This window comes from Nitrospira sp. M1 (genome assembly GCF_965152605.1).
Map to the genome: position 1 here is coordinate 754,316 of NZ_OZ224217.1, position 21,091 is coordinate 775,406.

Genomic DNA, 21,091 nt, shown 5'->3' on the forward strand with positions numbered 1-21,091 from the left:
GTACTATTTCGTCAGGAGTAATTTTCCCTGACGTGTGACCTGTAATGTATATTCTTGCCCTTGGTGAATGATGATAATTTTCTGATGACCTTGGAAGAGGTCGAGGCTCTCAATAGCCAGGTGTGATGGGACAGGTGTTCTGACTGGTTTCCCAGTAGTTTCAGTCCCGGATTTCAGGTCAATATTCGATATTTTGTTCAAGCTCTGCTCTCTCACAGGGGTTAGTATTGAACACGATAGCCCAATGTGAGCACCATGCCGCGTGATGCCGTGTAACTATCGTTTCTTCCTGTCCTGAGCAGTTGCGCCGTGGTATTGAAATAATCTTGGTTCAGCAGATTTTCAATGCCAAACTGTAGGAGTCCCGGTCCCGCTTGGACTGTGCTAATAAGATCGAGCACGGCGTAACTTTCTACGGGTCTTCCACCAAAAGATGTGGGATTCAATCCGGGATTGCGATTTCCAACATAGAGAATCTGAATACGGTTTTTCCAGTTCCAGGCAGGAGCGGTGTGGTGTTCAATGTATCCGGTTAATTTGACCGGCGGTATTCGAAATCCATTCAGGGCATTGTAGTTGTCATCGCCATTCACATCGTTTTCACCTTCGAGCCATGTGAGCGTGCCGCCCAAGGCCCAGGCTTCGTCCGGTTGGACGTCAAATGTGCCTTCGATTCCCCACACGCGTTCTGGGGCACGGATGACATTTGCGGCGAATCCGTTTGAAGAGACGCCCATATCCGATTCACTGTAGAACCCGGAGAGTGACGTTTGGAACGTGTGCCATTCTCCACGGATCCCAATTTCATAGGTGTCGACTTCAATGGGCTCAAGTTGGGAGGACGCAAATGAAAAGTTTGCGGGGGCGCTTCGGAGGATTAATCCGGTGTCGGGAACGGAAAACCCTTGTGAATAATTAAAAAAGACATTGACGGCATCAGTGAGGAAGACGACTGTTCCTGCATTGAAGACGGTTGCGTCAAAATCAAGGTCTCCCCCAGCAATCGTATTTCCGGCCAGCGTTGTAAAGGAGTCAAGGTTGAGATCAATGCGTTCATAGCGAATGCCTCCTTGGATGATCCAGTTTTCCAATGGGCTCCATTCCAGCTGTCCAAATAGGCCCAGGTTGCGTTGTTCCAGTGGTGGAACCCACACTCGATCATCCACTTTTTGAAAAACGAGTCCTCCTGAATTATTGAAGGCAGTCGGATCCATAATTGCCACACGCTGAGAGGCTTCTTCTCGAGAGAAATCAAACCCCCATAAGAGTCGTGGCGCCGTGACCTGTGGAAGAGGAATGGGAGTATTGATCTCTAGACGAAACCCGACTTCCTCTGACTCTACACGTGATTGCGTGATGTTATTCCCGAGACTGGCAATGGCTTGACCATCAAAGGGCTGAAACCGTGTTAACGCGTTTCGGTAGTAGGCCAAGGAATGGATTCGACTTCCTAAAACATTCTGATGGGTATAGTCCAGATTGACCATGGTATTTCGAGACTCGGGTTGGTCATCTAATTTGAGGCCTTTGCGTGCTTGCGCACGTTCAGATTTCAGGGGAAGCGTATTGACGATGGGGTCTGATGCGTAATCTGTGTCTTGCTGTGACTGGAAATGATTAACGGTGAGTTGGATGCGTTGCTGAGAGAAGTCATATCCGAATTTCCCCATGATGTTGTAGACCTGGAGATCGGATAATCCCCCTTGAGCACTCAATAAATCCGGAGGGATGCGACTGGCATCGGCGTCAAACATGCCGCCGACATGTTCGTATGACCCACTCACGAAGTAGTCCACGCCAGCTTTCTTTCCAGAGAGTGATTGCGCAAATCGTCCACCGAAGCTGGCCGACGGATTGGTGGGGGCTGAATTGATCATGACATCCGTCGTGAAGACCGGGGTTTCAGATTCTGGTCGTTTGGTAATGATGTTGATTATGCCTCCGGTGGCTCCATCACCATAGATTGACGTAGCCCCACGGACGACCTCGATACGATCAATGGCCGATGGATCAATCGTTCGCAAATCACGACCGGCATTACGGATAGATGTTTGCGGGACACCATCGATCAGGACTAATGCCGTGCGGCCCCTGAGTGTTTGTCCACCATTGCTGCCAATCGGATTGTTGGTTGGCGATTGATTTCCTGGGGCTAAGCCGGGAACGAGTTTTCCAAGAAGATCGCTTGGGTTTCGTGTTAACAGGGTTTGTTCTTTAATGGTTTCCGGTGAAATGACGGTGACGGCGCCAGGAATGGACGACAAGGGTGATTCGAACCGAGTTGCCGTCACCGTGACTGGTTTCAACTTGATCCTTTGAGGGGAGGATGTCTGATTGCTCGGTGCTTGGGGCCTTGTTTTCGCTGAAGTATGTGGCAATAGTGTTGATTCTGTTGGCGTATCTTCTCTAGGTGCTAATGGGTTTTCTGTGCTCAACTCATCCGCAAGGCCGGCTGATGTGAGACTAAGTAAGACGACGAGGCTGATGAGAGTGGTTTTCAGTGATCGGCGGTCATAATGAATAGGCATGTACACTCCAGTCCATAGTGTGTTGTGAGTGAAACGGTATTTCACGTCGTCACCAAAATGGATAAGACTACTTTGTGTTCTTTGTATGGCACAAAAATGTGGCCCAGTGTAAATGATGACTTGTAGTAAGAGAATGTTTATCTGCCAGAAAAATATGTTGATTTTGTGGAAATGCCGTTTGAATTCTTGTTATCCCGCTGACTAAGCAAAGAACACGCAGCCCGTTGCATGTGTGAATGCAGCAGTGAGTGATGGGTGGACGATTTGATAATAGGAGAGAGGAGTGAAAAACCGTATTGACTGGAGAATGTCGTAGAGGAAAAGGTGATAAATTCGAAGAATAAATGCGTAGAACCGTATTGCTTTGTTCAGTCTGAATGCTCGAGATGGTCATGAAACCTCATGACCATCTCGAGTTTGCTCTACCGGAATGTGTGCGGAGGGGTTCTGTTCGTTGACGGACTTTCCATTACTCTCTGGATTACTTTCGCTCGACGGCGAGACTGACTTGCTGAAATCCTTCGCCCTTCACTTCATCGACGACGTCGACAAATTGTTCGAGTTTGATGATCCGGTCGGCTCGCACGACCACCAGTGTTTTTCGTGGATATTCTTGTAGTTGTGCAATGAGGCCCTCTCGGGATATTTCTTGATCGTTGAGAAACAGTGTTCCCTTTGACGTCAACGTAATACGAATGGGTTCGTCCGGCTGGGCTGTCGCTTCTGACGCTTTGGCTAAATCGACAGGAATATGGCCGGTCGTGATGAAGGTTGCGGTGGTGAGAACAATAACCAATAAGACGAGCATTACATCGACAAGTGGAATGACATTGATTTCATTGAGTTCACGATCCATGGACCACCGCATGTTCTGTCAGGAGTTCTGTGACTCGCCGACGTAAGGCATTATTCATGACGACACAGGGAATGGCGACGAGCAGACCGACGGCCGTCGCTTTTAAGGCGAGGCTTAATCCAACCATAATCGTGCTGACTGTAATGGTTTTCGCTTCTCCCATGCTTTGAAATGTCATCATAATTCCCAAGACTGTACCCAGTAGCCCAATATATGGCGCGTTGGCCGCGACGGTTCCAATAATGACGAGTCGTTTGGTTAACGAAATTTCGAGACGTTGTCGGTCTGGAAATTGAGCAAGATTGAGTCGTCGATAGAACAACCATCGTTCTGTTGCCACAGCCAGTGCCCAAATACTTAAGGCTATCAACAGTCCGATGACTCCGTAATCGACGACGGCGTGTAATGAATTCATGCGAGTGGCTCCTTTGTACGTTCTATCGCAATTCCGCTATTTCGTCTTTGATTGAGACTGAACACTTTTCATGTTTGTATTTTTGGTGAAGACAATGGTTTTCAAATCTTTCACCGGGACCTTGATTTGACCAAAATCAGAATCTCCAATAAGGCTCACATTTTTGGCAAGAGGAAATTCACCGCTTTTTCCATTTTGGAGTGCGATGGTCAGAGAGGCCGTGTCTTTATCTGATGAGCCAGGTTTTACATCGATGTGTTTAATGTTCTCAAACTTCACATTCACCGTTGCGGTTCCGCGCTTGACTGGGACGTGAGTGATTTCATGTGGGACAAATGTGGTCTCATCAATTTGATCTTCCCAGTACAGTCGTGCGTTGCCCAAGGTCATTTCTACACCGCCGGCATCTGTTGTTTGAGCCGTGAAGGCCGATTGGTTTGCCAGGGTCACGGTTGTGAACATGGGGGATCCAAGAATAATGAAGGTCAGTAACAATCGTATCGACATGGCACATTCTCCTTTGTTGACGGATAGAAAATAATTGTACTGCGTTCTCTCTGTTGTATGTCTCGCGTAGTGGGTTGACGGAGTTATTGGTTGAAACGGTGTTGTTAGCGTCGCAATTCAAACGACACCGGGATTTCGATGGCTGCATTTCCCATCATCGAAGGTGGCTTTAACGGCATGACTTTTTTAATAGCGTCCAACGCTGCTTGATCTAAGATGTCGTGTCCCGATGGTTCAGATACTTGTAGCAAAGTAAGATTCCCGCCCTGTGATAAGGAAAACGCGACCGTGGTGACGCCATGATAGCCAAGTCGTTTTGCGACACGTGGGTACTCCCGATGTCGCTGGATTTTCTCCCGAAGTCGTTTTAAGAAGGCAAGGACCTCGGGTGACAGCTTAGGTGATGCGACGCGTGTGTTTCTGGAGGACTGTGGCCGCGAGACAACTTTGTGTGTTGGTGTCGATACGGGTTTCGGCTGAGCGGAAACACGCCTTGCTGGTTGTGAGTCAGGTTTGCCGGCATAGATGGCCGTGTGTAGATTTTTTTGTTTGGGTTCTGGTCTGCTCATACTGCCTGATCGATTACTCTGTGAGTGTTGAACAGACGATGACGTTTTGACAGATTGGGAGACAGGCTTGGTCGATGTCGTGTGAGTCTGTGTCTTGAGTCCAGAAGGGGATGTGACAACTGGCGTCTGTTGTTGCGTACTGTTCTTGAGACGAACGGTGTTGTGCGTTGTTGCAGTGACCTGACGCAAAGGGGACCTTTGCGCCGTGGTTTGTACCATGGATTTTGGTAATGCTCGTTGCGGTGTGTATGCCTTGGTGGTGACGTGACTATGCGTGGATCTGTGGACGACTTGATGCGCGGGTGCCTGCCGTGTGCGGCGTCGGTGTTGCGTGACCTGTGTTTTCGGCTGCGATCGAGAAATGGCTGCACGATGTGTTGGCGTAACGTGTTTGACTGTCTCCTGTGATTGAGGGGTATGCGGGGCGGGTAGCGGGTTCATGAGAGAGACATTCCATTGAAGTGGCTTCGATGAAGGAGCGGGTGTGACATGTGTCATGAGTTCCAGGGCCAGAAAAACCATGAGTCCATGGATGACGAAGGATCCTGCCCAGGAGAGGATGGACTGTCGAGACATTTTCTTGTGAGACGTGATGTGGTAAGTCATAAACATTAATAGGAAATCCTAAAGAATTTCATGTGCGTCTCTTATTGATATCGAAACTCAAAATCATCGTAACTCTACCATCGTGCACGCCATGTTCTACATGTCCAAATTCCAGAAAAATATGTTCAAATTCCAGTTTCAGAGAATGATGGTTCCATGGTCAATCCTAATAGTCACCATTGATTCATCTGATGTTGTGTGTTTGACGAGGGTGGTTGTCATGAGCTTTCTCTGAACATATAGTGTGTATTCACGTCTAAACTTTATTGCTTGAAAGGGACAAGATTTATGCGACGTTTGTCTGTACTCATGTTTGCTGGCGCACTTTTCTGGAGTTCACCTGTAGGGGGCGAGACTGTGAAAACCGAAGATGTGGTATCAGATCCTCAACATGGACGCGCAGTGTTTGAAGCAAATTGTGTGACGTGCCATGGGAAGAGCGGAAAAGGCAATGGGCCAACGGGAGCCTATATGAGTCCGCCACCCGCAGATCTGACGAGTGAAGATGTGCGCACAGATCCGGATGCAGAACTCTTGTCAATTATTAGCAATGGGATACTCGATAAAGGCATGCCGGCGTGGAAGTCATCGCTCTCAACACAGGAGATTCATGACGTGCTTGCGTATATTCGGACACTCAGTGATTCGGGAAAATAATATTCGTGCGTGTCGGGTGCTTCGATGTTTATAGCGAATCCAAATACGTTCCAAACAGGAAAATACCACGAACTCAGCGCAGTACCATATTTCAACGAGCGGAAGTTATTTGGTTTCGCGATAGTATTCATGAATGGACTTTGGGTTTTTTCTGAACGTGCATGCGATATTGTCTAGGAGATTGTCCCGTTGTTTTCTTAAAGAAGTGGCTGAAGGCAAATTGATCCCCGAATCCTAATTCGTCGGCAATATGCGTGAGTCCGATGGTGTCATCTTCTAAGAGCCGTTTGGCTTTTTCAATCCTTACACGTCTGAGGTAGCCAGAGAAGGACTCTCCCATTTGTGTTTGAAATAGTTCAGAGCAATACTTTTCAGAATACCCAAGGAACCTCGAGAGATCTTTCAGTGAAACGCCATGGCGAAGATGGGACATGATGAAGTCATGAATTTGTCTCGGAAGGGGGGGGATTACGTGTGAAGGATTGATGCCGTAGAGCAAGAGTTCATCAAGTACTTCCCGTGCAATCGCTTGTGGTTCGTTGATGGGTTTCAGAAGCTTCATTCGATTCACCCAGTTTTCCGTGTATTCGCGTAGCTCTTGGATTAAATCTCTTTCGCCTCTCGTATGGGATTCCAAGTGTGTCATCGATAACTGAGATACGGTCATGGCAGTCCTCCCGTACGTTAATGCACGATTATCATGTGTTGTTGGTCTCTGTTGTCTATCTGGATTTTTTGAAAGCATCTAGATCGTTTTGGTTGTTCCGTAAAGCAAAAAAAAAAGCCCAAAGTGTCGAAACACCTTGGGCTCTGGGATCATGTCCTCTGGCCATATCGGCTGCACTCAATTATGGGTCAATACTCATAGTGATTTTCTTACATTTTTTCGGTAGCAAAGCGTCAAGCCTATCAAGCCTGATCCAAATAAGATCCATGTTGAAGGTTCAGGAATAGTCGTGGCCATTGCTTCTGTCTGTGCAGCCATTGCTATTTCGATAAATGTCGTTCCGGATGGAATCGCAATAGTGGAAAGTACATGTGTTGTTGGGGGTCCGGATAAGCTATTGCCCGATCCCATCATGAAATTTGGCACGGTACTGATTTCTTCGAAAATGGTGAAATGTGAGACATCATTTATGAAAATCTCTAACGCGATTTCAGAGAAAGCTTGTTCAACATTTGGATGATCGGCGATGCTGTGTAACGACCAGTCGTAGAGCAAATTGAGATCAATATTGATAGGGTTGATGGTTGTATTCGTGAGCTGGGCAAGGCCGAATGCCGCACCGATTCCCAATGCCGACCCTACCGGCATAGCGGTCGATGCGGCACTGACCACGGCTTGAACGCCATGGTTGAAGCTCATCGGTGAGGGAGCGTGAGCCGTGGCAGATGCGTTTCCATGTTCGAGGGTATCGATGATACTGAAGGTATCAATGATGGAAAAATCGATTCCGTTAGCCGGCATTGAGAATGTCAATTGCGCATGCACGTCAGCTTCGCCGATGGCGGTGGCTTGTGCGAGAGACAGAGGCAGAAAGCTTATGGCTACGGCTATTACTGTGAGAAGGCTTCTCCGCCTGTAGTTGCGAATAGGGCTGTGTGATGCGCGGTTATCACGTTTCATCAATCTGACTCCTGCGTGTGGTAACGATATTCTGGTTAACTATAATCTTCGTTGAGCGATTTCAAAAATAAGACCAAGGGCGCAATGTCTTGCTCTGTGAGTGCAATATGCTTCAGTCGTCGATCGCCATTTCGAAGGTTTTCTTGTCGTTGCAGTTCGGAGTTCGTAATGTAGCCACGTATCACACCCTCCAGCGTATCAACTTGGCCGGTATGACTATATGGTGCCGAGTGTCCAAGGTCTCGAAGCCCAGGTGTTTTAAAGCGGGCGATTGCATGAGGCAGAAGCCGGCTTGGTCGACAGGATCGAATAATGTTTCTCACTCGAACGTTTCCATTGAGCGATTCTCGGCATAGCATGACCCATATTCGATCCTGGGATCGAGGGAAGTCAGGATTCATGAAAATATTCCAGATTCCTAGGTCTGTGTGTTGCGTGTTGCCGGTTGAAGGAATCATGCGAAAGGGTTCCTTGGCCTGAGGGTGTTGTCCTGTGGCGGGCAAGTACTCGTTATGGTGTCGATTGCGCTGCCAGAAGTGAGGAATGTCGAGTTGGGCAAAAGCTCCGGCACCATGGATTTCGTCATATTCGGATTGCGCGATTCCCGTATTATGAAATTGGAAGTCTGTAAAGTTTGGTGCCGTATGACAGGCGATGCAATTTCCGACTTTGCCTTGAGTCAGGTCACTTGGTTGGAGACGGCGATGTGGCTGGGTGAAAAAGATCTTCAGTCCGTCTAATTCTTGGGGCCCAAAGGCGAACGCTTGGTCATGAAATTCGAATTGGCCGTCGTCGGTATGTGGATTCTTGGTGATGAATTGTAACTGGCCCTTCCGCTCTAATCGCGTAATTTTCCGAAGGAGTCGTGTGTTGTATCTACTGTCAGATTCCCATGTTCTTGGTTGTCGTGGTAGCCCGTTGGTTTGGAGAAACACATCGTAAGGCGAGAGATTGAAGTTTCCATCCTCGTCTTGAGAAAAGGCCAGATCTTCCGTGTAGGCGCCAATGAGTTTTGCCACAGCCTCGAAAATTTCTTCATCCGAGGCCTGGGCGACATTCACCCGAAAATCTTCAGGAAGAACAAAGTCTGTCGGAATTGATGGATCCGTTCCGGTCAGCAGCATGGTATAGGAAAGTCCGGCAAATTCCGATGCTAACGCTCCTGTTCCATCGTCCTCTCGGATGATGCGAGCGACATGAGCGATGGCAGCCAAACCTTCGCCAGGCAACCATCCATAATTCCGTCCGCTTAACGTGCCTTTCACCAAGTCCACCATGGTGGTGAACTCGGCGTCAAAATGAAGAAAGAAATCTTTGCGTGGGAGAGCGGCATTGACCAGCGGCGGTGAGTTGCGAACCGTGACCGTGTGACCGTCTTCTCGAAGGGGAATAGGGCTTCGACGAGCAAAATCGGTATAGGTGCGCATGGAATACCCTGGCATCGGCGTTTCGACCCCAAGTTCATCGACAAAGTGGCAACTACGGCAATTCATGGATTGGCCCATAAATGGCCCCTCAGCCAATTGATCGGCTGGCAGGGTCGCATGTACGGCCTGATCGAGTGAGGGATCACCTGCTGGCAATACGTCATTCGTGTCACCACCGTTTTCAAGGAACACCTTAAAGAATTGTGCAAATCGCGTTTCTAAAAAGAGTCGTTCTCCGTTCGTGATTTCTGGCGGATCAGCTTCTTCGATTTCTTGGGCCTGAGCGTGAGGGATGGATATCAACGAGCCGACACTCACTAGGAATACTGACATCGTGAGCATGTATCTCAACGGTTGGTGTCGTCGGCTATTGCTGTGCATGTTTGAACCTCCGTCAGTCATATGAAAACGTAAAAAAGACAATGTATGGATAATGAAAAGTCGCGCGCTGTCTGAAAAAGAATGTGTATATATGAAGGCTATGAATTGTTGCAAAATTTTTGGTCCTGTCGCGAAACCTACTGCGGCCGTACGGATACATAAGGGGGCGGCAAGAGGGGGCGGGGGATCCAGGAGGAGATCCCCCGCGACGAGAAGCGAATGATGGGTTCGTCCCCTCGCATGAATAAAAAAGCCCATGAGAGCGAATAACTCTCATGGGCTCTGGACTCATGGTCTCTGGCCGGTAGAAGTTTTGCTACAGCAAATGTGTATAGCCGTTTCAATACATGTCTATAGCTACGACGACACGTACTATCGTGCGGTGTTCACGATGTGAATTCGGCTGGAAGTCATTGGGTTCGTTCTAATTGTTAATCCTGTGGCTCACGATGAATGAAGGGTTGTTTGTTCAACCACATTTCACGCATGGGGATGATAAACATGACAAGAAACCCCAGCGTCATCATGATGTCTCCTGCCAGCATCGTCAAGACGTACACCGGGGATACGTACGTGATTAACCAGGGAGAAACAAGGTCCAAGGTGACTCCCATGAACGATAGCCATGTTGTGACGACCTTGGTCATGGAGCTAGCCATGGTGAGGTAGAGAACATGGACCATAATCAAAAAAACGACAGGCATCGTAAATAAATGAAAATGTGTTGTCTCCGCCAACTGACCAAAGGACATGGGTTCGCCAAAGTTGGCATCGGAGCCTCGGTAATGTTGGGCAATACCTTTGGGTGAGAGATCCGTCATGCTATGGGCCCACACAAACGTAAAGATAAATCCCGCCAACATCATGAGAAGAAACCAGGTGTAAACCAGCCGGATTTGTCTATCGGTATCGCGTAGACGAAACCGTGTATTAAAATTCCGCATGCAGCATCACTTGTCATTTAAAATCCTAAAATGGATTCAAGAAATCCTTTTTCCGCACTTCCGGCGACGAGAGTGTTGGTTCCTAAGCCTAACGGTTTTAAGTAAAATTCATTGACAAGCACGAGGACGCGTTTAACGCCCGCACTGGCCGAACGGACCGACATCGTGGCTCCTGAAATGTTGATAATGTCGCGATTGATGCGAATGGGGTCGCGTATGTCTTTGCCCTGAAATTGATAGTTGAACCGTTTGGTGGCAATCTCGTTGCCTCGAGCCTCACGATACACAAGGACTTCGAAGTTGGTCACTTCGCCTTCGGTGTCGACTCCGACCATGTAGGTGATTGGACGGTGTTTCCCGATGGTATTTTGGACCATCGCATACCCGTCGGCCTTTCCGCCGGTTTCCCCTATGTAGGTGGTGAACGAATCTTCGGGAAATTTCCAGCCAATCTGTTCTTCCACTAATTGTTTTTGTTCCGGATTCAGGGAGAGGGTGGTTTTGCGAATATGATCGGAATCTGGAAACATGACTTTGGCTGCTTCTTCCTCAGTGAAAAACACTTCCAAATGGCCAAGTTCCTCGGCATTGAGCCAACGGTTCAATTCATGGTCCCAAATGCGTTCGAGTTGTTGCTGGGCGTGAGCTGGGGACACAATCACACCACATACGACGCAGAGTATAAGTCCGAATAGCAAGGTTGAGATGATCGTAGGTCGATGATGAATAGTTAGCATGATACCCTCTTCAGTTTAGCTTGAATTCGCGCGGCAAGTTGTCGTTCTTGCTCTTCGTTGGCCGGAATCTGTCTCCACGATCGTGACTGGACACCTTGTGGTGACCAGAATTCTCGAATTTGTTTGACTCTGACTGTGCTGTGACCTCCCTCATCCGGTTCGATCTCCAAAACAAATCGAGCTCGTTCTTCATTGATGTTTCGATTCATCATTCCGCTGAGACGGCTTGATTGCACTGCGACCCAGTCCGTTTCGATGATCCGGTGTTCTTGATCGATTTTGCGAAGTTCGAATTCTTGCAAGCTGGCCAGGGCAACGCTCCATGTCTGTTCGGGTGAACAGTGTGTCGCCACGCTGGGCGCGTTGGACCAGCCAACGCACCCAAACGAAAGCGACAGAAAAACGCTTATGACAAACACTTGTTTAAACATATCGTGTCATTTCACTCATGAAGAGCACTCTGTGCTCACTTAGAAATAGGTGGCCATGCTGAATTGCCATCCATTTCGCTGCCCTGGATCATCCTCATGATCATTGAGGGTGTAGGCTAACTTGATCACGGCGTCTTCCACAGGACGGAAGTTCAGGCCAAAGGTCAGGCGGCTGACATCATTCACATTGTTGCTACTTTGTGTATTCGTATCGACCTGCCCCCAACGGATTACTCCTGTGAAGGTTGATGCATCCGAAAAGAATGACGGGGCTGCTTGTTTCAACACGTCAGGCAAGAAGTGGTAATTCCCCTGGACATAATACCCGGACATTTTTTGAGGAGGAATTCCACCTGCGGTATTGGGAGTACGATTGCCGCCCTGAACATGTGTCCAGGCCGCTTCTCCAAGTACTTCAAATGGTCCTCGTTGGAGGAGTCCGTCAACGGCCACAATGGTCATGTTATGTCTGCCCTCATCATCCCATTTGCCATGGTGGACAGATCCGGCGACTTCGATGCCGAGGATCGGGCTGACCGAAATTCGGCTTACGATAGCTTTGTTCTGGTTGTTGTCGGTTTGAAAGCTTCCTCGGTTGCCTCGATACCCACCTTCTCCAAAAGTTCCTCCGATATTGGCCTGACTGCTTCCACCGTCAAATCCCTGCGTCACGTAGAATTCATAGTCGACCTTGGCCAATTGAGTCGGGTACACCGTTCCAAAGATTCCGATACCGGATTCAGCAAAGGTGGAAGGAATGATGAGACGGCTGACCATCGGTCGCAAAGGAAGGTCGTTGAGTGGTGAGTCATGAACCAGGTTGAATCGTCCGAGTGGGATCAACAGGATACCGCCGCGAAGGTTGAGCCAATCGGTGAAACGATAGTCCATCGTGGCGAATTCGATTTTTACATCACCGTCGCCCTGGTTGCCCTGGGGGCCGCCATGTTCAATCTCTACTTCAGCACCGATGCTGAGCCGGTCGGTGATTTGTGAATAGAAGAAAGGCACAAAGCGTTCTTGGTCAAACTCAAGACCTTCCGAGCAATCTCGTGAGCCGGCGTGGTTACAGTCGGAAATGGTGAAGTCCATATATCCACCGACGATTGTTTTTGGTGCGCGGATAAACGGTTTTGCGTAGATAGTCCGACCACCTTGCAGTACGGATCCACCCGTGACCCAATCTACGCCTTGCTGCTGAATTTGGGATTTGGACCTCTGCGGTGTTTGTGTGGTTTCCCCGAGTCCCGGCATTTGACTGAAGTCTTTTGGTGGCGGGGCTTGCATGCGGCCGTTCATGACGTCTTGCACGCGCTGATCGACAATGCGATTGATGTCTTCTTCAGTCAAGACACTCACGGGTGTCGATGACTTTGAATCTAACCGGTCTGCGGCATTTGCCTTGTCCGTAACCCCCAAAGGTCCCAACAGCATGACGGCGACTCCTAGAGCCCCCAACGTCAACGTTGATTTCATTGCACGTCCTCCGATGTAAACAGCTGGGGACTCACAGGGTCCTCTTAGGTTATTGTGTAGTGGGACTCATCGGTCCGCAGGTTGTTGTTCGTTATAACCGCTTCAGTTATACCGAAACGATAAAGCGCCATCTTGTACACGGTTGATATTCAATACGTGATATCCAAGGTCAGTCATTGTCAGTACATCCAAGCGGGTATCACCTTCCGCCTGTCTCAGCGTTCATCCCGCGTTGAATGTCCTCATGGTTCAACAGAAATTCATTTGGATTCGCTATAATTGTTCAAGCAGTTGGTTATGATGGAGTTCTCAGCGTTGGTGGGTCTGAGCAGAGTTGAACGGTGACTTCAGAATGAGCCAGGTCGGAAAAAGATATAGAAACAAGACGTTTGCACCGTTTGCATTTCAACTCAACACCCTGATTGCCAAGCTTGGCCACCAATTGACCGCATTCGCAGCGAGCTTCGGAAAACTCGTGCCTCACATCGTTGTGCTCTAGCTGCTTTGAATGTACTTTCATGAATAAAAAATTGTATTTCCGCGAATTTTGAAAATGAATAACGAAGTCGTATAATTTGAAATTGATAACCATTATTAATATCTAAGTGATTGAGAGTTTGTCAACCCTTAGATTCATCTCTTGAACCTATTGTTTATTCTCATGAAAATCACTTGTATCTTCGCTGACAGGTTGATTTTCATGATTGCAGCAGCCATAAAGAGTCGTTAAGCTGGTCTGCAGCCAATTAGGACTGGATGCTGCTTCCAGGTTGTACGACAATGCGTGGAGGGGGAGGTGCCGATGAAGAGTGTTCCTTTATTAATCGCGGTATGTGGCTGTATCTTTTCGGCCTGCCTGTCATCCAGTCCTGATGTTCTGGAAAGTCAGCAGCGTGAGCCGTCTGTCGCTTTCGGGATCATTGAAGTCACGGAAGTTGGGCCAAATCCTCGGCAATTTCCCGCTCGTGTCCGGTTTATTGATGTCGTGCACGTGTCCACTCGGAAGCAAACTCGTATCATGGTCAACCCGGAACTCCAGACTTTTACTACATCGCTCCATCCCGGTGCATATGAAATGATTCGTGTCCAGATTAATGAGGGTCCCTTTATGGCTGAATCCTACTTGCACGCAACGTTTGAAATTCCGGCCGATGCGATGACGTATTTAGGGCGGTGGCAATTTGCTGTTGAGACCCCGCGTACTCAACGCATGGTGTCATTGACGATATCCGAAGAAAATCGGAATTGGGAAGAGGTGCGTGGACGTGATCCGGGCATGGAAGGCAAGACGATCGTCAATGCATTTCCTCAGTTGATGAACAGCCAAGATAGACTGTATGCCGTTGCGCCAAATCCTAAGTTGAAATATTTTTATCGCCAATAGCCCAGCGGTCGTTTCTTGAGTCCTCTGACTATAGATTTGAGAGGTTTCGTGCACCATGTTTGAGTCATGTCAACGGTTCGTCTGTCTTTTCGTCTTGCTCATCTTCTCTCTGGTCATGAGTGAGGTGGGTGTTGCAGGGAGCGTCATGATCAAGCGGAGTCAATATTTGATGGGGACCCTCGTGTTTGTCACTGGAGTTGCTCCCGATGATGCGACGGCACGACAGGCTGTGGATGCAGGGTTGAAAGAAATACGTCGCTTGGAAGAGCTGTTGAGTACGTGGATTCCCGAAAGTGAATTGTCTCGAGTGAATGCCGCGGCTGGTCACCATGCGGTAGAGGTGAGTGCAGAGACCATGGATCTCCTTGACCATTCATTGGAAATGGATCGATTAACAGGAGGGAGTTTCAATATTGCCCTGGGGCCTGCTGTTGCTGCTTGGAATGTGAGTGAGAAGGGGAGAGTGCCGACTCAGCAAGAACTGGATGCGGTACTGCCGCTTATTGATTTAACTCAACTGCAGTTGAATCAACAATCGAGAACTGTTTCGCTTGCGCGTCCTGGTATGCAGGTTGATGTTGGAGGAATCGGAAAAGGCTTTGCGGCGGACCTTGTGGTCGAGGTGATGAAGTCGGCTGGCGCGACAGCCGGAGTGGTTGCCATATCGGGAGATATCAAAACATTTGGCCGTATGCCGGATGGTCAGCCATTTGTCTTTGGTATTCAACATCCACGAAAAGAGCAAGGCTATGTTCTCGCGACGATTGTGTTAGAAAACGAAGCCGTGTCAACTGCCGGAGACTATCAACGATACTTCGAACAGAATGGGGTTCGCTATCACCATATTTTAGATCCTAAGACGCTTTATCCTGCGCGTTCTTCGCAAAGCGTTACCGTTGTGGCGTCTCAAGGGGTTATGGCTGATGGACTCGATACGGGAATTTTTGTCATGGGGCCACAAAAAGGCATGGCGTTACTCGAACGGCTGCCGCAAGTCGAGGGTGTGATTGTTGATGCAGATGGAAACGTGACTGTTTCATCCGGCTTGGATGGCCGATTGCAAATGCAGAATGCGGATCGAAAATAAGTGAATTTCTTGGTTTTGGGATGGTTCTTCTCTGACTTCTAGACGGTGCCCACATTGTAGTGTAAAATGTGGACACAAGGAGGTCAGGCCTATGAAGGAAGTTGGTGTCCGTGAACTAAAAAGTCGACTCAGTCAGTATCTACATCGTGCTGCCACAGGTGAGCGGATTCTCGTCACCGAACGAGGGCATCCCTTTGTTCTTTTAACCCCAGCAGAAAAGGACGGCCTTCGGGAGTCGTTAACAAAGTTGTTAGGGGCAGGTGAGGCTCGTTGGGCGGGAGGCAAACCTCAAGGTGCTCGTCGTCCTCACCGGCTTCGCGGCAAGTCTCTTAGTCAAACAGTGCTTGACGATCGGTGATTGATGATTGCGTACTTGGATACAAGCGCTCTTGTGAAATTGTATGTTGAGGAATCCGGCTCTAAAACGGTTCAGGATGTCTGTACCAATAGTTCAACTATTTGTACTTCAATGCTCGCCTATACGGAAACTCGAGCGGCATTTGCAAGAGCCTATCAGGATAAACGTCTAAATAAAGCAGTCCATCGTGCGATCCTCGAAGACTTTCACGATGACTGGGAACGGTACTTTGCTCTTGAAGTGCGTTGGGAAGTTGTTCGACAAGCAGGTGAGTTAGCTGAAGAGTATCGTTTGAGGGCATACGATGCAGTGCATTTGGCCTCGGCCCTTCATCTGCACGCTTCGGTTGAGGAACCCGTTTCTTTTGTGTGCTTTGACAGTCGTCTCAATCGTGCCGCGAAGGCGAGAGGGTTCCTCATCGGCTAACAGTTTAGCGTTTATAGTACTACAGCCGATTTAATTAGAGCGAAACCGCATAACGTTCAGCCGAATGTACATCGCACGTCGTATAAGCGAAAGTTAAAAGGCACGGCTATAATTTCCGTACCCCCTGACGCGTTGGATACCGCGTAGAAAGTCCTTACTTGGACACCTGTCATAGAGATATGCGTGCCAGCCCGATCATAACGATGATTGCCTGTCAGCCTCAGCCGTGTCGCTCAACCATCGTGCCCAAGGACACCTGTCATAGAGATATGCGTGCCAGCCCGATCATAACGATGATTGCCTGTCAGCCTCAGCCGTGTCGCTCAACCATCGTGTCCAAGGACACCTGTCATAGAGATATAAGTGCCAGCCCGATCATAACGATGATTGCCTGTTAGGCCCATCGAGTTCGCTCAACGATCGTGTCCAAGCAACGTGCTGTATATTTGGATTCGCTATAGACCAACGCATGACAGTATAGATGCTGAAGCATGTAGGTCAGTGTTTGCAGTTGACTAAGAAAGTATACGAAAGTGGGAACCGTTGGTCATCTATGAGCAATGGAACCCCAGTACACCAGCTTGGCCCCGTATCGTCGTCGGTCTTCTATGTTGCTTGAGGCGTTGAAGGGGAGTATGCAAAATCAAGGGGATATCGTGTCTCCTCTTAACCAAACGTAGGAGCGCCCTACTTGATTTCTTGGTGGGGTTCGGTTGAACGTTAGTTGATTACGATAGCTTCCCAAAATTTGCAAAAATAAAGGGCCCCATGTGGGGCCCTTTGTTTATCTTGTAAGGTTCGCGTGATTAGTAACTGTCTTTCTTTCCATCTTTCCCATGGTGTTTATACCCACCGGGATGACCTTTCTTTGCCATTCCGCCTGAGGAGTAGGCTTGGATCCGGTCGTGTACGGCTTTCATGCGGCTTCGTTGTTCGTCGGTCAACACGGCTTTTGCCTCACGACGAGCTTTGATTGAGGCCATGTAGAGGTCGGCCTTGATGTTGTGCATGTTTTTGAGTTTCGATTCGATATCTGAAAGATTCGAGTCTTCTTTCTTAAGTAGTTCGTGCAAATCTAAGTTGGCTAGTTCGACTTCGGCTTTCATTTTAATTCGAGTTTTTTTGTACGTTGTTTGAATGTCGTGTAATTTGGCTTCTTGCTCATCGGTAATCGCCATGCCATCTTTATATTTTAATACATGCTGGATGAATTCACTGGCACTTTGATGAGCTCCACCGTGTTTCCCATAGCTCCGCTTCCCATGTCCGCCACCGTATCCTTTTCCATGGGACGCATGTCCACCGCCCATGCCGTAATCTTTGCTTGAACTTCCGTGGTGCCCCGACCCATGTCCTGAATAATTGGCTTTGTGATGTGATGACCCATGATGTTTCATGTCCGCACTGGCATGAGGACTCGCTTGTCCTTTATGGTGGCTTTCATAGCCTTTGCCGCTTGCAAAGGCCGAGGCATTCAACAATATGAGCGTAAGGCACCCTGGCCAGATTACGAATGAGAGGAGCGCACGCTTGATGGTCAAATGTGTCATACTTGTCCCTCCTTTAGCTTGTTGATTCAACTGGATGTTCAAATAATACCGTATGGGTCGCAATGACTTCCAATGAGACGGTCATGTCAATTGGGTGTGCATGGTCGGATGGTTGTACGCTATGAACGATATGGCCTGAGGCTAATTGGATAGTGTAGAGGTGTTGCGAGCCTCGAAATTGGCGGCTAATGATTCGAGCATGACCTGAGGGGGCCGGTGTGATCTGTACATCGTCTGGCCGAATCATGACAAACACTTTAGGATTGCCTTGATAATCTCGTTGATTCGGAAAATCCCCAATTTCCGTCTCAACCCGACCCTCTGTCACGATACCAGGAATGAAATCAGCTTTTCCAACGAATTCAGCGACGAATTGTGTTGTGGGAAGATGGTAGATGGCCTCCGGGGAATCATATTGGACCAGTAGGCCGTTTTGGAGTACCGCAACGCGATCAGCCATGGCAAAGGCTTCTTGGTGGTCATGCGTCACAAGAACCGCCGTGGTGTTGGTTTGTCGAAGTAAGCGGTACAGTTCTTTTCGCATTTTAATCGTCATGTCAGGATCTAAATTGCTGAAGGGTTCATCTAAGAGCAAGATGACCGGGTTGGGTGCCAAGGCTCTGGCTAATGCCACCCGCTGTTGTTGTCCTCCTGATAATTCGTGTGGATACCGATGTTCAAATCCTGTAAGGCCGACGAGTTCCAACATCGCTTTTGTCCGTTCGGCACGTGTGACCTTCGACCATGCCTGTAATCCAAATGACACATTATCGTATACCGGTAAATGCGGAAAGAGGGCATAGTCTTGAAAGACCATCCCCACTCGTCGACGTTCCGTTGGAACATGCATATTTGGTGAGGAGACGAGTTCTTCGTTTAAGTAAATTTCACCTGCCGTCACTTTTTCAAACCCGGCAATCGCTCGAAGTGTCGTTGTTTTCCCACACCCTGATGGTCCCAACAAGCAAATGATTTCCCCTTCTTGGGCTGTTATGGATACATGTTGAACCGCCGGTTTTTCTGGTTGGTAGGCGCAGGTGACATAGCGCAGGTCGAGGACTGTGGTGGACTTATCAGCCGAGTGGTTGGGTGATGTTGTCATTGCAAGGGAAATACGTCTATTTGGGACTCTAGAATATGGTGGTTCGGTGTTTTGTCATCCACTGCTGGGCATCCATATCGGGTCATTCTGTTTGCTGGCATATACGTGTAGTACAGGTATTCTAGAATACGGCGGTTCTGGAAGTTATGCAAGCTGTTTGATCTTCTCTATCTTGCTTCATTCAATTGCTGACATATGCCTTCACTGCAGAGTTAATGGTGTTGCTAGAATACGGTCGTTCTGTATTCTGTTACCCACTGTTGGTCATCCATACGGGTTTGTTCAGGTGCTGGCCTAGACTTTTATGATAGGTATTCTAGAATACGATAGTTTAGTGTGATATAGGCTGTTGATTGTCATTTATCCAGGCTTATTCAACCGCTAACATACACTTTTATTACACGTATTCTAGTCTACTCTAGATTTAGGCAGTCTGCCAGTTCTTCTTCAAAAGGAGTAACGCCACAGGAATCGAAATGATCACGATGAGGAGAGCTGGGGGGGCGGCGAGTTGATAAAGCTCCTCACTGGCTTCCAGCCATATTCTGACCGCTAAGGTATCGAATCCCACTGGTCTTAAAAGCAATGTGGCTGGGAGTTCCTTCATGGCTTGAAGAAACATCAAGATCCATGCAACGGTAAAACCTCCACGGACCAATGGAAACGTGACATGCCGAAAGGTATTCAAGGCCTTTCTTCCCAAACTTCTTGAGGCTTCTTCGATATTCGGATTGACTTGTTGAATGGCTGATTCCATGGCTTGCAATCCAGCCGGAAGGAAGTGGACCAGATAGGCAAGGATCAAGATGACGGCGGTTCCATAGAGATAGGGCAGATATTGGGTAAACAGCGTCAGAAGGGCGAGTGCCGCGACAGGGCCTGGCAAGACATACCCGGTGTACGCGCCTTGGAGATAGAGAAGATTGAATCGTGTCGGATGTCGACAGGCTAAGTATGCGAGGGGCGTTCCGATGACCACGGCAATCGTTGCGGCCATACCTGAGAGCATGGTGCTATTCCAGATATGGTACAGAAACCCACTGGCCATGTTCCCTGCAACCCACGCTTCCCATGTCCATTGTATAAGTAAGAGAACAGGAAGGCCAAAAGCTGCGCAAAAGATACAGAACATAAAAACGCTAATGCCGAGAGCGTGGAGTGGACCGCATGGCGTAGCTGTTCGAGTTCGAATATGTCCACCGGTTTGAAAAAACCGGCTTTGTTGGCGAAACCATCGTTCGGCGATCAGAAACATAAAGGCAAATAACACAAGAAGCAGACTTAAGATGGATGCGGCCCCATAGTCATATCGTCCCGTCATTTGTTGGTAGATGGCATACGTAAAGGTTTGAAAACGCAGGAGCGAGACGGCTCCAAAGTCAGAGACCACATATAAGGTAACGAGAAAGAGCCCTGCAACGAGCGATGGTCGGATGAGTGGAAGCGAGACGCGAAATATGGTCTGCCATCGTGTGGCACCTGACGCGTGTGCCGCTTCTTCGAATGACAGATTGAAATTTTGTAAGGATGCTCGAGAGAGCAGATACACATAGGGAAATGTATTCAGCGTCATTACGAGCCAGGCCCCGCCATAGCTGTAGGGAGAGAAAATATGCGCATCGGGTCCTATGAGCCATTGCCAGCCTTGTTCGAGGCTTCCCCCTGTTTCAAGGACATAGGTGTAGATATAGGCGAGGACGTATGAGGGGATTGCGAGTGGGAGGACTAAGGCCCATTCCCATATCCGTTTGCCGGGAAATTCATATCGTGTGACAAACCAGGCAAGAGAGACTCCAAGGAGTAGCGTTGTGACGCCAACGCCAATCGCGAGTGTGACGGTATTGAAGAGTAATTCGGGGATGCGAGTTGCCCATAAGCGTCCCCACACTTCGCCTTTAGCCGAGAAGGCCGAATAGGTGACATACAGTAAGGGAAAGGCGAGGGTCGTTGCGATGACAAAGGCGAAGACAGGCAGGGGTGAAAAACCTACCTGTCGCCGGGATAGGGCAGTCATGTCATTGCA

The 21,091-nt window shown here is 48.6% G+C and carries 21 protein-coding genes; 5 read left to right on the top strand and 16 right to left on the bottom strand.

The window, feature by feature from the left end:
* Positions 1-3 precede the first annotated feature (3 nt).
* The 6 genes from hemP to ACWHX8_RS03680 form a co-directional block, all read right to left on the bottom strand.
* Positions 4-201 carry a hemin uptake protein HemP gene (gene hemP, locus ACWHX8_RS03655; protein WP_447970608.1) on the bottom strand — a complete coding sequence of 66 codons (198 nt, stop codon included), beginning with the start codon at positions 199-201 and terminating at the stop codon, positions 4-6.
* 20 nt (positions 202-221) lie between these two features.
* Complete coding sequence (locus ACWHX8_RS03660; RefSeq protein ID WP_447970609.1) at positions 222-2,306, bottom strand: TonB-dependent receptor; 2,085 nt, start codon at positions 2,304-2,306, stop codon at positions 222-224.
* A gap of 703 nt (positions 2,307-3,009) precedes the next feature.
* On the bottom strand, positions 3,010-3,384 hold the full coding sequence (locus tag ACWHX8_RS03665; RefSeq protein WP_447970610.1) for an ExbD/TolR family protein: 375 nt from the start codon (positions 3,382-3,384) through the stop codon (positions 3,010-3,012).
* Positions 3,374-3,799 (bottom strand): TonB-system energizer ExbB, encoded by a 426-nt coding sequence (gene exbB, locus ACWHX8_RS03670; protein ID WP_447970611.1) that lies wholly within the window; start codon positions 3,797-3,799, stop codon positions 3,374-3,376. The genes ACWHX8_RS03665 and exbB overlap by 11 nt, the downstream gene beginning before the upstream one ends.
* Positions 3,800-3,835: 36 nt before the next feature.
* Positions 3,836-4,306 carry a hypothetical protein gene (locus tag ACWHX8_RS03675; RefSeq protein WP_447970612.1) on the bottom strand — a complete coding sequence of 157 codons (471 nt, stop codon included), beginning with the start codon at positions 4,304-4,306 and terminating at the stop codon, positions 3,836-3,838.
* Between the two features lie 104 nt (positions 4,307-4,410).
* Positions 4,411-5,487, bottom strand: coding sequence for a TonB family protein (locus tag ACWHX8_RS03680; RefSeq protein ID WP_447970613.1), 1,077 nt, complete (start codon positions 5,485-5,487; stop codon positions 4,411-4,413).
* Between the two features lie 282 nt (positions 5,488-5,769).
* Between ACWHX8_RS03680 and ACWHX8_RS03685 the strand changes: the two genes are divergently transcribed.
* Complete coding sequence (locus ACWHX8_RS03685) at positions 5,770-6,138, top strand: c-type cytochrome (protein ID WP_447970614.1); 369 nt, start codon at positions 5,770-5,772, stop codon at positions 6,136-6,138.
* Between the two features lie 127 nt (positions 6,139-6,265).
* Here the strand turns inward: ACWHX8_RS03685 and ACWHX8_RS03690 are convergent, their stop codons facing one another.
* The 7 genes from ACWHX8_RS03690 to ACWHX8_RS03720 all read right to left on the bottom strand — a co-directional run bounded on the left by ACWHX8_RS03690 (position 6,266) and on the right by ACWHX8_RS03720 (position 13,161).
* On the bottom strand, positions 6,266-6,805 hold the full coding sequence (locus ACWHX8_RS03690) for a helix-turn-helix transcriptional regulator (protein WP_447970615.1): 540 nt from the start codon (positions 6,803-6,805) through the stop codon (positions 6,266-6,268).
* 195 nt (positions 6,806-7,000) lie between these two features.
* Complete coding sequence (locus ACWHX8_RS03695) at positions 7,001-7,765, bottom strand: PEP-CTERM sorting domain-containing protein (protein ID WP_447970616.1); 765 nt, start codon at positions 7,763-7,765, stop codon at positions 7,001-7,003.
* A 35-nt stretch (positions 7,766-7,800) separates the two neighbouring features.
* Entirely contained in the window at positions 7,801-9,573 is a 1,773-nt protein-coding gene (locus ACWHX8_RS03700) for a hypothetical protein (protein ID WP_447970617.1), read from the bottom strand.
* Between the two features lie 431 nt (positions 9,574-10,004).
* The gene (locus ACWHX8_RS03705) at positions 10,005-10,517 is read right to left on the bottom strand and encodes a hypothetical protein (RefSeq protein WP_447970618.1); all 513 of its coding nucleotides are present in this window, start codon (positions 10,515-10,517) and stop codon (positions 10,005-10,007) included.
* A 17-nt stretch (positions 10,518-10,534) separates the two neighbouring features.
* Positions 10,535-11,254, bottom strand: a complete 720-nt coding sequence (locus ACWHX8_RS03710) for an FMN-binding protein (protein ID WP_447970619.1) — start codon at positions 11,252-11,254, stop codon at positions 10,535-10,537.
* Positions 11,248-11,685 (bottom strand): hypothetical protein, encoded by a 438-nt coding sequence (locus ACWHX8_RS03715; protein WP_447970620.1) that lies wholly within the window; start codon positions 11,683-11,685, stop codon positions 11,248-11,250. The genes ACWHX8_RS03710 and ACWHX8_RS03715 overlap by 7 nt, the downstream gene beginning before the upstream one ends.
* Before the next feature lie 39 nt (positions 11,686-11,724).
* Complete coding sequence (locus ACWHX8_RS03720; RefSeq protein WP_447970621.1) at positions 11,725-13,161, bottom strand: hypothetical protein; 1,437 nt, start codon at positions 13,159-13,161, stop codon at positions 11,725-11,727.
* Positions 13,162-13,963: 802 nt separating this feature from the next.
* On the opposite strand from ACWHX8_RS03720, the gene ACWHX8_RS03725 reads away from it, so the two are divergent.
* From ACWHX8_RS03725 to ACWHX8_RS03740, 4 genes are all read left to right on the top strand, one after another.
* On the top strand, positions 13,964-14,545 hold the full coding sequence (locus ACWHX8_RS03725) for a hypothetical protein (protein ID WP_447970622.1): 582 nt from the start codon (positions 13,964-13,966) through the stop codon (positions 14,543-14,545).
* 145 nt (positions 14,546-14,690) lie between these two features.
* Positions 14,691-15,632 carry an FAD:protein FMN transferase gene (locus ACWHX8_RS03730; protein ID WP_447970623.1) on the top strand — a complete coding sequence of 314 codons (942 nt, stop codon included), beginning with the start codon at positions 14,691-14,693 and terminating at the stop codon, positions 15,630-15,632.
* A gap of 91 nt (positions 15,633-15,723) precedes the next feature.
* Positions 15,724-15,990: a type II toxin-antitoxin system Phd/YefM family antitoxin gene (locus tag ACWHX8_RS03735; RefSeq protein ID WP_447970624.1), complete on the top strand. Its 267-nt coding sequence runs from the start codon at positions 15,724-15,726 to the stop codon at positions 15,988-15,990.
* 3 nt (positions 15,991-15,993) lie between these two features.
* Positions 15,994-16,416 (top strand): type II toxin-antitoxin system VapC family toxin, encoded by a 423-nt coding sequence (locus ACWHX8_RS03740; RefSeq protein ID WP_447970625.1) that lies wholly within the window; start codon positions 15,994-15,996, stop codon positions 16,414-16,416.
* An 806-nt stretch (positions 16,417-17,222) separates the two neighbouring features.
* Here ACWHX8_RS03740 and ACWHX8_RS03745 read toward each other — a convergent pair.
* The 3 genes from ACWHX8_RS03745 to ACWHX8_RS03755 form a co-directional block, all read right to left on the bottom strand.
* Entirely contained in the window at positions 17,223-17,966 is a 744-nt protein-coding gene (locus ACWHX8_RS03745) for a Spy/CpxP family protein refolding chaperone (protein ID WP_447970626.1), read from the bottom strand.
* A 13-nt stretch (positions 17,967-17,979) separates the two neighbouring features.
* Complete coding sequence (locus tag ACWHX8_RS03750; protein WP_447970627.1) at positions 17,980-19,068, bottom strand: ABC transporter ATP-binding protein; 1,089 nt, start codon at positions 19,066-19,068, stop codon at positions 17,980-17,982.
* A 424-nt stretch (positions 19,069-19,492) separates the two neighbouring features.
* The gene (locus ACWHX8_RS03755) at positions 19,493-21,082 is read right to left on the bottom strand and encodes an ABC transporter permease (RefSeq protein ID WP_447970628.1); all 1,590 of its coding nucleotides are present in this window, start codon (positions 21,080-21,082) and stop codon (positions 19,493-19,495) included.
* Positions 21,083-21,091 lie beyond the last annotated feature (9 nt).

What these genes read in the sequence shown, in the direction of transcription:
- ACWHX8_RS03665 (WP_447970610.1), bottom strand. Translation starts at nt 3,384, where the DNA reads ATGGATCGTGAACTCAATGAAATCAATGTCATTCCACTTGTCGATGTA.
- exbB (WP_447970611.1), bottom strand. Translation starts at nt 3,799, where the DNA reads ATGAATTCATTACACGCCGTCGTCGATTACGGAGTCATCGGACTGTTG.
- ACWHX8_RS03675 (WP_447970612.1), bottom strand. Translation starts at nt 4,306, where the DNA reads ATGTCGATACGATTGTTACTGACCTTCATTATTCTTGGATCCCCCATG.
- ACWHX8_RS03680 (WP_447970613.1), bottom strand. Translation starts at nt 5,487, where the DNA reads ATGTTTATGACTTACCACATCACGTCTCACAAGAAAATGTCTCGACAG.
- ACWHX8_RS03685 (WP_447970614.1), top strand. Translation starts at nt 5,770, where the DNA reads ATGCGACGTTTGTCTGTACTCATGTTTGCTGGCGCACTTTTCTGGAGT.
- ACWHX8_RS03690 (WP_447970615.1), bottom strand. Translation starts at nt 6,805, where the DNA reads ATGACCGTATCTCAGTTATCGATGACACACTTGGAATCCCATACGAGA.
- ACWHX8_RS03695 (WP_447970616.1), bottom strand. Translation starts at nt 7,765, where the DNA reads ATGAAACGTGATAACCGCGCATCACACAGCCCTATTCGCAACTACAGG.
- ACWHX8_RS03700 (WP_447970617.1), bottom strand. Translation starts at nt 9,573, where the DNA reads ATGCACAGCAATAGCCGACGACACCAACCGTTGAGATACATGCTCACG.
- ACWHX8_RS03705 (WP_447970618.1), bottom strand. Translation starts at nt 10,517, where the DNA reads ATGCGGAATTTTAATACACGGTTTCGTCTACGCGATACCGATAGACAA.
- ACWHX8_RS03710 (WP_447970619.1), bottom strand. Translation starts at nt 11,254, where the DNA reads ATGCTAACTATTCATCATCGACCTACGATCATCTCAACCTTGCTATTC.
- ACWHX8_RS03715 (WP_447970620.1), bottom strand. Translation starts at nt 11,685, where the DNA reads ATGTTTAAACAAGTGTTTGTCATAAGCGTTTTTCTGTCGCTTTCGTTT.
- ACWHX8_RS03720 (WP_447970621.1), bottom strand. Translation starts at nt 13,161, where the DNA reads ATGAAATCAACGTTGACGTTGGGGGCTCTAGGAGTCGCCGTCATGCTG.
- ACWHX8_RS03725 (WP_447970622.1), top strand. Translation starts at nt 13,964, where the DNA reads ATGAAGAGTGTTCCTTTATTAATCGCGGTATGTGGCTGTATCTTTTCG.
- ACWHX8_RS03730 (WP_447970623.1), top strand. Translation starts at nt 14,691, where the DNA reads ATGATCAAGCGGAGTCAATATTTGATGGGGACCCTCGTGTTTGTCACT.
- ACWHX8_RS03735 (WP_447970624.1), top strand. Translation starts at nt 15,724, where the DNA reads ATGAAGGAAGTTGGTGTCCGTGAACTAAAAAGTCGACTCAGTCAGTAT.
- ACWHX8_RS03740 (WP_447970625.1), top strand. Translation starts at nt 15,994, where the DNA reads ATGATTGCGTACTTGGATACAAGCGCTCTTGTGAAATTGTATGTTGAG.
- ACWHX8_RS03745 (WP_447970626.1), bottom strand. Translation starts at nt 17,966, where the DNA reads ATGACACATTTGACCATCAAGCGTGCGCTCCTCTCATTCGTAATCTGG.
- ACWHX8_RS03750 (WP_447970627.1), bottom strand. Translation starts at nt 19,068, where the DNA reads ATGACAACATCACCCAACCACTCGGCTGATAAGTCCACCACAGTCCTC.
- ACWHX8_RS03755 (WP_447970628.1), bottom strand. Translation starts at nt 21,082, where the DNA reads ATGACTGCCCTATCCCGGCGACAGGTAGGTTTTTCACCCCTGCCTGTC.